Raw genomic sequence first — 10,003 nt, 5'->3', positions numbered from 1 at the left:
ACGCCGAGGCGTTGATCGAGCGCCCGGCTTCTGGCCCGGGCCGAGGACGGCGTGCTGCCCTGGCGGGGCCGGCCCGATATCCTGAAGAAGGGGCTCATCGCCCGCGTGCCGCCGCGCGATTTCACGGAAGGAGACTAGATGACGTCGCTTGCCCGCATCCCCTGCACCATCGTCACGGGCTTTCTCGGCTCCGGCAAGACGACGCTGATCCGTCATGTGCTCGCCAACGCCAACGGACGGCGGCTCGCGGTGATCGTCAACGAGTTCGGCGATGTCGGCATCGACGGCGAGATCTTGAAGGGCTGCGGCGACGCTTCCTGTCCGGAAGAGAATATCGTCGAACTCGCCAACGGCTGCTTGTGCTGCACAGTGGCGGATGAGTTCGTGCCCGCGCTCGACCAGATCCTCGCCATGGAACCCCCGGTCGATCACATCGTAATTGAAACTTCCGGCCTCGCCTTGCCTAAGCCGTTGGTGCAGGCGTTCCATTGGCCGGCGATCAGGAGCCGCGTGACCGTGGATGGCGTCGTGGCCGTGGTGGACGGTGCAGCGCTGGCTGACGGGCAAGTTTCCGCCGATCTTGAAGCGCTTTCCGCGCAACGCGCCGCGGATGACGCGCTCGACCATGACGACCCCATCGAGGAGGTCTTCGAGGACCAGATTGCTTGCGCCGATCTTGTCGTGCTGAACAAACGTGACTTATTGGACAAAGACGGTCTTGAGCGGGCCATGAAGGCCGTGACCGGTGCGCTGCCGCGCGCGGTCGGCATCGTCACCGTGGCGGACGGCAAGGTGGACCCCGTCGCGCTGCTCGGGCTCGGCGTGGGGACCGAGAACGACATCGGCAACCGCTTGACCCATCACGATGCGGAAGAGGATCACGACCACGACGATTTCGATAGTTTCGTGGTGCCGCTTTCGGAGGTCAACGACCCGGCGGCTATCGCCGAGCGCATCGCCGAACTCGCCGAGGCGCACAACATCCTTCGCGTGAAAGGCTTCGCCGCCGTTACAGGCAAGCCCATGCGGCTGCTCATTCAAGCGGTTGGCCCGCGGGTCAGCCATTATTACGACCGGCCTTGGGGCACCTTGGAAGACCGCAAGGGTAGCGTCGTCGTGATTGGCCTCAAGGGCCTCGACCGCGAGGCCGTGACCAAGTCGCTAGCCGGGTAACTGCTCATGCACCTATTGCAGACAAGCGCCACGACCCTCGACGACATCGTCGAGCCTGTCGACCTCGGCCAAACGCCGGGCGACATCGTGGTCTTGTCGTTTGCCGACAGCGATCTTGCCGGACTCGCGACGGCTTACGGCCAAGAGCGCGGCGCACTGACGAGCGTACGGCTCGCGCATCTCCGTGACCTGCGTCATCCCATGTCCATCGATCTATGGATCGACAGTGTGGCGCAGCACGCCAAGGTGATCCTCGTGCGGCTGCTCGGCGGTCTCGATTGGTGGCGCTACGGGGTCGAGTCGCTGTCCGAGATGGCGCGTGCGCGCGGCATCGCGCTTGCCGTGTTGCCCGGCGAGGACCGCGATGATCCCCGGCTGTTCGAGGCCTCGACGCTAGCGCCCGAAGATTTGCGGAACTTGCTCGCCTATTTCCGTGAAGGCGGCATCACGAACCTGCAAGGCTTGCTGCGCTGTCTGGCGGCTCATGCCGGGGCTCGCCTGGACGTGCCAGCGCCGCAGAGCGTGCCACGCATGGCGGGCTATATGCCGGGGCAAGGCGCTCTGCCTTTGGACACGGTTCAAGCTGCACTCACGCCGGACGCGCCCGTGGTGCCTATTCTTTTCTATCGCGCGGCGGTGCTCGCAGCCGATACGGGGCCTATCGACGGTTTGTGCGCAGCGCTGGCCGCGCGCGGGTTGGCCCCGGCACCGCTCTTTGTCCCGAGCTTGAAGGACAAAGAAGCAGGTGAATTCGTGCGGAACGCGTTCGCTGCGCTTTCGCCTGCCGTCGTGGTCGCCACGACCGCATTCGCCGCGGGCGACGGCGTGTTCGAGGGGCTTGAAGCGCCGGTGTTGCAAGCTGTCATCGCTACGACGCGCCGCGACGCTTGGGTGGAGAACCCGCGCGGGCTCGGTCCGGCGGATCTCGCCATGCATGTGGTGTTGCCGGAGCTCGACGGGCGTGTGCTTACCGGCGCGCTCGGCTTCAAGGACGCATTGCCGAAGGACGACGCGCTCGGCTTCGTGGCGTTCGCCAGCAGACCCGAGCCGGACCGCATCGATGCGGTCGCCGACAAGATCGCCGCGTTCGTGAAGCTTCAGCGGACACCGCGCGAGGAACGGCGCATCGCCGTGGTGTTGCCCGACTATCCCGCCGCCGGCGGACGCACTGGCTATGCAGTCGGTCTCGATGTGCCTGCAAGCGTATTGGCACTCCTCGATGACCTCCGTGACGCGGGCTACATGGTCGATCATGAGCCTGCGGATTCCCCGGCGCTGCTCGACCGCCTCGAGCCCGGCGCTGACGAGCTCGTTCTCTCACGCGCAGACTATGAGGCCTTGCTTGGCCAGCTTCCCGGCGCGATCGCCGATGCGATCGAGGCGGCCTGGGGCGTGCCGGACAGCGATCCCGATTTCCGCGACGGCGCCTTCCGCTTTCGTGCGGCGCAATTCGGCAATGTCGTCGTGGCGCTGCCGCCGGACCGTGGCAGCACTCATGACCGTCGCGCCGATTATCACGATCCAACCTTGCCGCCGCGCCATGCGCTGCTCGCTTTCGGCCTTTGGCTCCAGCATGAGAAGCGCGCACACGCCCTGCTGCATCTCGGCGCGCACGGCACGCTGGAATGGCTGCCGGGCAACGCAGTGGCGCTGACGGCGTCGTGCTTCCCGGAAGCGGTCGTGGGCGCGCTGCCGGTGGTGTATCCGTTTATAGTCTCCAATCCGGGCGAGGCGGCACAAGCCAAGCGCCGCGTGGCGGCCGTGACCATCGGCCATTTGCCGCCGCCGCTGACCGGGACCGAGATGTCAGGCCCCGCGCTGGAGTTGGAACAGCTCGTGGACGAATACGCCATCGCCGACGGATTGGATCGGCGCCGCCGCGAGCGGCTCGCCAAGCTGATTGTGGACAAGGCGCAGGAGTCCGGCCTCGCACGTGAGGCCGGCATCGAAGCCGGCGAGTGCGATCAGGACGCCCTGCGCAAGATCGACGCTTGGCTCTGCGACCTCAAGGACTTCGCCGTCAAAGACGGACTGCACATCTATGGGCGGCCGCCGCACACCGAAGATCCGGCGTGGCTGGCTTGCGCCGACGCCGAGCGCGACGCGCTGCTCGACCGCGCGGTCGACGGCAAGCGGGTAAAGCCCGGGCCAGCCGGGGCGCCGTCGAGAGGTCGTCGCGATGTATTGCCCACGGGCCGCAATCTCTTCACCGCCGACCCGCGCGTGCTGCCGACGCCCACCGCCATGGAGCTTGGGGGCCGCGCCGCCGATGAGGTGATCCGCGCATACATGCAGGCGCATGGCGAGATGCCGCGCGCGCTGGTCATCGATCTGTGGGGCAGTGCGACCTTGCGCACAGGGGGCGAGGAGATCGCTCAAGGGCTGTCGCTGATGGGTTGCCGCCCGATTTGGGACCCGGCCACGGGCCGCGTCACCGGCATGGAGGTCATGCCGCCCGCGGTCATGGGGCGCCCGCGCGTGGACGTGACTTGGCGCATCTCCGGGCTGTTCCGCGATCTGTTCCCGGCGCAAATCGCGCTGATCGACGCGGCCGTAAAGCTCGTGGCCGCGCGCGACGAGGACGACGAAGAGAACCCGCTGGCAGCGGCCGCACGCGCGCCGACTACGCCGCTCGCGCGCATCTTCGGCAACGCGCCGGGCGCCTACGGCGCCGGTATCGAAGATTTGCTCGGACGCGATACGCCGGATGAGACGCTCGGCACGGCCTATCTCGCCGCCACCTCGCATGTCTATGGAGGCGCGGAGGGTCTCGGCACGTTGCAACCGGGCGCCTTCGCCGACCGGGTGGCCAAGGCCGATTTGCTCCTTCACCTCAGCGACGATCCAAGCCGCGACATTCTCGAAGGCGCCGAGGACGTGGCTCATGTGGGCGGGTTCGCCGCGGCCGCGCGCATCCTTGGCGCTATGCCCGACCTCGTCATGCTGGATGTAACCAACCCGGAACGGCCGCGGGCCCGGCCCCTCGATCAGGCGCTGGCGCGTATCGTGCGCGGGCGCGCGACCAGCCCGAAATTCATCGAAGGCATGATCCGTCACGGCGCCCGCGGCGCAGCGGAGCTGGCCGAGACCGTGGACCGGCTTGTGGACTTCGCCGAGACCACGGGCGCGGTATCAAGCGCGCTGTTCGACGCGGTGCACAGCGCCTATCTCGCCGATGAGACGGTGCGCGACTTTCTGATGCGCGAAAACCCGGACGCCGCGCGGGCCATCGCCGAGCGGCTCGAGGCGGCCCGCGCCAAAGGTTTGTGGCATCCCCGGCGAAACGATCTCGGCACTGCTGCGCTGAGACGCGAGACGGAGGCGGCCTTATGAGCAGCGCCTTTGTCCGCGGCGCCTGTCCGCGCTTGGCCGCACCGATGGAAACCGGTGACGGTCTCTTGACGCGCATCGTGCCGTCGGGACCCATGACCATCGACGCCTTCGCCGGGCTTTGCGCCGCCGCACAGATTCATGGCAACGGGCTCATGGAGGTGACCGCGCGCGGCAGCGTACAGGTGCGCGGGCTGTCGCCGGTCTCCGTACCGCTCTTTGCCGCTTCGGTCGAAGGGCTCGACATCGCGATGTGCGAGGGGGTGCCGATCCTTGTGAGCCCGCTGCCGGGCGATCCCGCCGCGTTGATCGACGCGCGGCGACCGCCGCGGAGATCCGCGGCGCGGTCACGGCACGGAATCTCACGCCTCGCGCCGAAAGTCTCCGTGAGTATCGATGCGGGGGGGCAAATTCCTCTCGACGCTATCGCCGCCGATATCCGCTTGCGGGCGGTTGCCCGCGACAGCACCACAAAGCTGCATGTGTCACTCGGCGGCGATGCCGTGTCTGCCGCGCCGATTGGCTTCGTCGCGCCGCAAGACGCGGCGATGATCGTTTGCGCCCTGCTCGGGGTTATCGCCGAGCAGGGACCGGAGACGCGCGCCGCGCACGTGCTCGCACGCCGAGGGATTGCGCCGTTTTGTGCCACCGCATCCGACCTCGTCGAACAGGCTTCGTATGATCCCATGCCTCGACCCGCCGAGACCATCGGATTGCATCGGCTCAAGGACGGCCGTTGCGCCATCGGTGTGGCGCTGCCATTCGGTCAGTCACACGCCCTCGACATCGTCGCGCTGCTGCGTGTCGCGCGGGCCAATGGGGCGTCATGGGTCGCGACCGCGCCGCAGCGCACGTTGCTGCTCGGACCCGTGGGCGAGATGACCGCCTTCGCGCTCGGCACCGCCGCCGACACGCTCGGCTTCATCGTGGATGCGCGTGATGCAAGGCGCCGCGTCGTGGCGTGCGCCGGCGCGCCTGCTTGTACCTCAGGCCTGATCCCGGCCCGCGCGCTGGCCGCCGCGATCGCGGCGCGGCTGCCTCAGGGCGGCATGGCCGTGCATGTCTCCGGCTGCGCCAAGGGTTGCGCGAACCCGGGTGCCGCGCCACTCACCATTATCGGCACGGCGCAAGGCTGCGGCCTTGTTCAAGACGGCACGGCGCGCGGCGAGCCTGGCTCTTACTTCACGGAGGAACGTGTTGTGACCGAAGCCGTGCGCTTGGCGTCACGGGAGAGCGCCGATGCTTAAGCAAGATTACATCCGCGACGGTGCTGCGATTTACGAGCGCTCCTTCGCCATCATCCGCGATGAAGCGGATTTGTCGCGCTTCACGCCCGAGCAGGCGGAGATCGCCGTGCGCATGATCCACGCCTGCGGACGCGTGGATGCTGCAGCTTTCGTCGACTTCTCGCCCGACATCGTATCCTCGGCGCGCGCCGCCTTGCAGGACGGCGCGCCGATCTTCTGCGATGCGCAGATGGTGGCGCATGGCGTCACGCGCGCGCGGCTGCCCGCCGACAACGAGGTGATCTGCACGCTTGGAGACGAGCGCGTCCCGGGTCTTGCGGAGACGCTCGGTACCACGCGCTCGGCCGCGGCGCTGGAACTGTGGCGCGACCGGCTCGCGGGCGCCGTTGTGGCCGTCGGCAACGCGCCCACAGCCTTGTTCCATCTCTTGGAGATGCTCAGCGGCGGCGCGCCCAAGCCCGCCGCGGTGCTCGGCATCCCCGTGGCTTTGTCGGCGCGGCGGAGTCGAAGGACGCGCTCGCGGCGAATCCGCACGGCGTGCCCTGGCTCGTTGTGCGCGGACGCATGGGCGGCAGCGCCATGACGGCGGCGGCGATCAACGCGCTCGCCAAGGAGGGCATATGACCGGCCGTCTCATCGGCGTGGGCGTCGGACCCGGCGATCCGGAGCTCCTTACGCTCAAGGCGTCTTGGTGCCCTCAAGCAGGCGGACGTGGTGGCCTTATTTCGCTAAGGAAGGGAATGTCAGTAATGCACGCAAGATCGTCGCTGGCCATCTCAACGCGCCGAGGAGCTGCCGCTGCTCTATCCCGTGACCACGGAGATCCCAAAGGAGCATGCCGGCTATCGCGACGCGATCCGCGCCTTCTACGATATCTCCGCCGCCGCCGTGGCATCCTATCTCGATGACGGGCGCACCGTCGCCATTCTGTCGGAAGGCGATCCCCTGTTCTACGGCTCGTACATGCACCTCCATGTGCGCTTGAGCACCCGCTACCCCACCGAAGTTGTCGCCGGCGTGACCGGCATGTCCGGTTGCTGGTCGTCGGTCGGTGCGCCGATGACCCAAGGCGAGACGTGTTCACGGTGCTGCCTGGCACGCTCCCGGAATACGAGCTTGAGCGCCGCTTGGCGGACGCGAATGCCGCCGTGGTGATGAAGATCGGCCGGCACCTGCCCAAGATCCGCCGCGCCTGCGAACGCGCCGGTTGTCTCGACCGCGCCATCTATGTAGAGCGCGGCACCATGACCAACGCGGCGGTGATGAAGCTCACCGACAAACTCGATATGACCGCACCCTATTTCGCCATCGTGTTGGTGCCCGGCTGGGAGGAGCGCGCATGAGCGGACGCTCACCATCGTCGGCCTCGGCCCGGGCGACGACCGCTACCTCACGCCGGAAGCGCGCGCGGCACTAGCGGCCGCGAACGCGCTTTACGGCTACGGGCCTTATCTCGACCGGGTGCCCCTGCGTGAGGGGCAGACGCGTCACGCGTCTGACAACCGGGTCGAAGGCGAGCGGGCGCGAGAGGCTCTAAGCGCAGCAGCAGCGGGCGCGACCGTCGCCATGGTGTCCGGCGGCGATCCAGGCGTGTTCGCCATGGCCGCCGCCGTGTGCGGCGAGATCGAGGCGGGGCCAGAGGTGTGGCGCGCGCTCGACCTCGTCGTGGTGCCCGGCATTACCGCCATGCTCGCAGTGGCGCGCGGGCGGGTGCGCCGCTTGGCCACGATTTCTGCGCCATCTCGCTATCGGACAATCTCAAGCCGTGGGATCTGATCGAGCGGCGGCTCGACGCGCGCGGCCACGCTGAGTTCGTCATCGCGCTGTACAATCCAATCTCCAGGCGCGGCCCTGGCAGCTCGGCCACGCCTTCATGCGACTCGCACGCCAGCTCCCCGCGAAGACGCTTGTCGTGTTCGGGCGTGCGGTCGGCCGTCCGGATGAGGCCGTGACCGTGACAACTCTGGACAAGGCTGGCGAGGTGGAGGCAGACATGGCCACGCTCGTCATCGTCGGCTCACCGGAAACGCGCATGATAACGCGCGACGGCAAGCAGCCGCTCGTTTACACGCCGCGCGTCGCCGCCAAGGTGACGGCATGATCGAGCCACGCGAATACCTCTTCGACGGTCTCGACCGAGGCGGTGTCCGCCATCGCGGGGCGCTCCAGCATGACGACCGGCAGATGCAACGCGCGCGCCGCGGCGATCTTGCCGTAGCTCGCGTCTCCACCGCTGTTCTTGGCAACGATCACATCGATGCGATGGCGCTCCAGCAGCGCGCGGTCGACCGCTTCGCTGAACGGGCCACGGGCGGTGAGGTAGATGGCGTGCGGCACGGAAAGCGGCGGATCGACGGGATCGACGCTGCGCACAAGGTAGGTGTGCTGTGGCGCCATAGCGAAGCCGTCGATCTCGTTGCGGCCCAGGGCGAGAAAGACACGGCGTGTTACAGCCCCCAGCGCGGCAACGGCCTCAGGCACACTGCCGACCTCGATCCATTGATCGCCCGGCGTCCTCTCCCAAGGCGCGCGACGCAACGCCAGGACGGGCACTCCGGCTTGGTCGGCCGCGCGCACGGCATTGGCGGAGATCGTATCGGCATAAGGGTGCGTGGCGTCGATCAGGGCGTCGACCCGCTCGTCGCGCAGATACGCCGTGAGACCCTGCACGCCGCCGAAGCCGCCGATGCGCGTCGGCACGCCTTGTGCGCGCGGCTTGGCGGTTCGTCCCGCGAGCGACAGCGTGACGTCGATGTCCTTCCGGTCGGCAAGCTTGCCGGCCAGAACGCGGGCTTCCGCCGTGCCGCCGAGAACGAGTATCTTCATGGGGCGCTCTGAACCGATCATGCCGGACCCTGCCCCATCGCGCCGGTGGCTGTCCATCGTCGGGATCGGCGAGGACGGAATCAACGGGTTGAGCGCGGGCGCGCGCGCGCCCTCGCAAACGCCGAGATCGTGTTCGGCGGCGCCCGGCATCTGGCCCTCGCCGCCCCGTTGATCCGCGGCCAAGCCAAGCAATGGCCGTCGCCCTTCTCGCTCGCGGTCGGCGAGGTGATCGGCATGCGCGGACGCCAAGTGTGCGTGCTCGCTTCGGGGGATCCCTTCTTCTATGGAGTCGGCTCGACCATTGCGGCGCACGTTTCGCCGGACGAAACTTGGGTGATCCCGGCACCGTCTGCCTTCAGTCTCGCCGCTGCCCGCATGGGCTGGGCGATTCCCGAGACAATTCTGCTGTCGGTGCATGGCCGCGTGCTCGACCGCATCCGCCCGCATCTCCATTCCGGCGCGCGAATCCTGGCGTTGACCTCCGACGCGGACGGGCCGGCTGCGCTGGCGCAACTCCTGGCCGATCTCGGGTTCGGGCAATCGCAGGTCACTGTGCTCGAAGCGCTCGGCGGCACCCACGAACGGGCACGCACCGCGCGCGCAGGTTGGTTCGATTTGACAGGCATTGCCGCGCTCAACACCGTGGCCATCGACGTGGCTGCCGATCCGGGCGCGCGCATTCTGGCCTATACGCCGGGCCTCGCGGACGATCTGTTCGAACACGACGGGCAGATCACCAAACGCGAGATACGGGCCGTAACGTTATCCGCGCTGGCACCAAAGCGCGGCGAACTTTTGTGGGATGTCGGCGCGGGTTCCGGCTCCGTGGCCATCGAGTGGATGCTCGCCGATCCTTCGTTGCGTGCCGGCGCCATCGAGGCGCGCGCGACCGCGGCCGCTCGCATCTGCCGCAATGCGGCGGCCTTCGGCGTGCCCGATCTCTCTGTCGTCGAAGGGTCGGCGCCCGAAGCTCTGGCGGGGCTCGACGCCCCCGATGCGATCTTTCTCGGCGGCGGGGCAAGCGCGGATGGTGTGTTAGAGACGTGCATCGGAACTCTAAGGTCCGGCGGACGTCTGGTCGCCAACGCCGTGACACTGGAAACCGAATCAGAACTGATCGCGCAGCACGCCACGCGCGGCGGCACGCTCACGCGCATCGCCGTATCGCGGGCCGACCGTGTCGGCACCAAAACAGGCTGGCGTTCCGCCATGCCCGTAACGCAATGGATTTGGGAGAAATCATGATCGTCGCAGGGATCGGCTGCCGCAAGGGCACCACGCACTCGAAATCGACGCCGCCATCGATGCCGCGTTGGCCGAAGCGGGCCAACCGCACGAGGCGCTCGGCGCCATCGCCACCTCCGACGGCAAAGGCAGCGAGCCGGGCATCATCGAGGCCGTTGCGGACGGGGGCTCGAGCCTCCTTC

Annotated in this window: 5 protein-coding genes and 5 pseudogenes; 9 read left to right on the top strand and 1 reads right to left on the bottom strand. The window is 67.9% G+C overall.

Translation table 11 applies throughout. From position 1 onward, the window contains the following. Positions 1–15: 15 nt before the first annotated feature. The 7 genes and pseudogenes from AUC71_RS21530 to AUC71_RS15020 form a co-directional block, all read left to right on the top strand. A pseudogene (locus AUC71_RS21530) lies at positions 16–138 on the top strand (DUF1636 family protein); the annotation flags it as partial. Beyond that, positions 139–1,173: a cobalamin biosynthesis protein CobW gene (cobW, locus tag AUC71_RS15045; protein ID WP_069624894.1), complete on the top strand. Its 1,035-nt coding sequence runs from the start codon at positions 139–141 to the stop codon at positions 1,171–1,173. A gap of 6 nt (positions 1,174–1,179) precedes the next feature. Then, positions 1,180–4,506 carry a cobaltochelatase subunit CobN gene (gene cobN / locus AUC71_RS15040; RefSeq protein ID WP_069624893.1) on the top strand — a complete coding sequence of 1,109 codons (3,327 nt, stop codon included), beginning with the start codon at positions 1,180–1,182 and terminating at the stop codon, positions 4,504–4,506. Then, positions 4,503–5,750: a precorrin-3B synthase gene (gene cobG / locus AUC71_RS15035; RefSeq protein WP_083238459.1), complete on the top strand. Its 1,248-nt coding sequence runs from the start codon at positions 4,503–4,505 to the stop codon at positions 5,748–5,750. Before cobN ends, cobG begins: the two co-directional genes overlap by 4 nt. Then, positions 5,743–6,374: pseudogene (locus AUC71_RS15030) on the top strand (precorrin-8X methylmutase). The gene cobG and the pseudogene AUC71_RS15030 overlap by 8 nt, the downstream one beginning before the upstream one ends. Then, positions 6,371–7,093, top strand: a pseudogene (locus AUC71_RS15025) (precorrin-2 C(20)-methyltransferase). Before AUC71_RS15030 ends, AUC71_RS15025 begins: the two co-directional pseudogenes overlap by 4 nt. Further along, positions 7,050–7,851: pseudogene (locus tag AUC71_RS15020) on the top strand (precorrin-3B C(17)-methyltransferase). Before AUC71_RS15025 ends, AUC71_RS15020 begins: the two co-directional pseudogenes overlap by 44 nt. Here the strand turns inward: AUC71_RS15020 and AUC71_RS15015 are convergent. Beyond that, positions 7,815–8,576, bottom strand: a complete 762-nt coding sequence (locus AUC71_RS15015) for a cobalt-precorrin-6A reductase (protein ID WP_069624891.1) — start codon at positions 8,574–8,576, stop codon at positions 7,815–7,817. The pseudogene AUC71_RS15020 and the gene AUC71_RS15015 sit on opposite strands and share 37 nt — an antisense overlap. A 19-nt stretch (positions 8,577–8,595) precedes the next feature. On the opposite strand from AUC71_RS15015, the pseudogene cbiE reads away from it, so the two are divergent. Continuing rightward, positions 8,596–9,821 (top strand): annotated as a pseudogene (gene cbiE, locus AUC71_RS15010) (precorrin-6y C5,15-methyltransferase (decarboxylating) subunit CbiE). Positions 9,822–9,837: 16 nt separating this feature from the next. Continuing rightward, positions 9,838–10,003: cobalamin biosynthesis protein (locus tag AUC71_RS22870; RefSeq protein ID WP_193427053.1), on the top strand; the 166-nt coding region annotated here is incomplete at its 3' end.

Source organism: Methyloceanibacter marginalis, from assembly GCF_001723295.1.
GTDB classification, from domain to species: domain Bacteria; phylum Pseudomonadota; class Alphaproteobacteria; order Rhizobiales; family Methyloligellaceae; genus Methyloceanibacter; species Methyloceanibacter marginalis.
The sequence above is the reverse complement of the archived record's forward strand: the minus strand, read 5'-3'. Positions and strand labels throughout refer to the sequence as shown.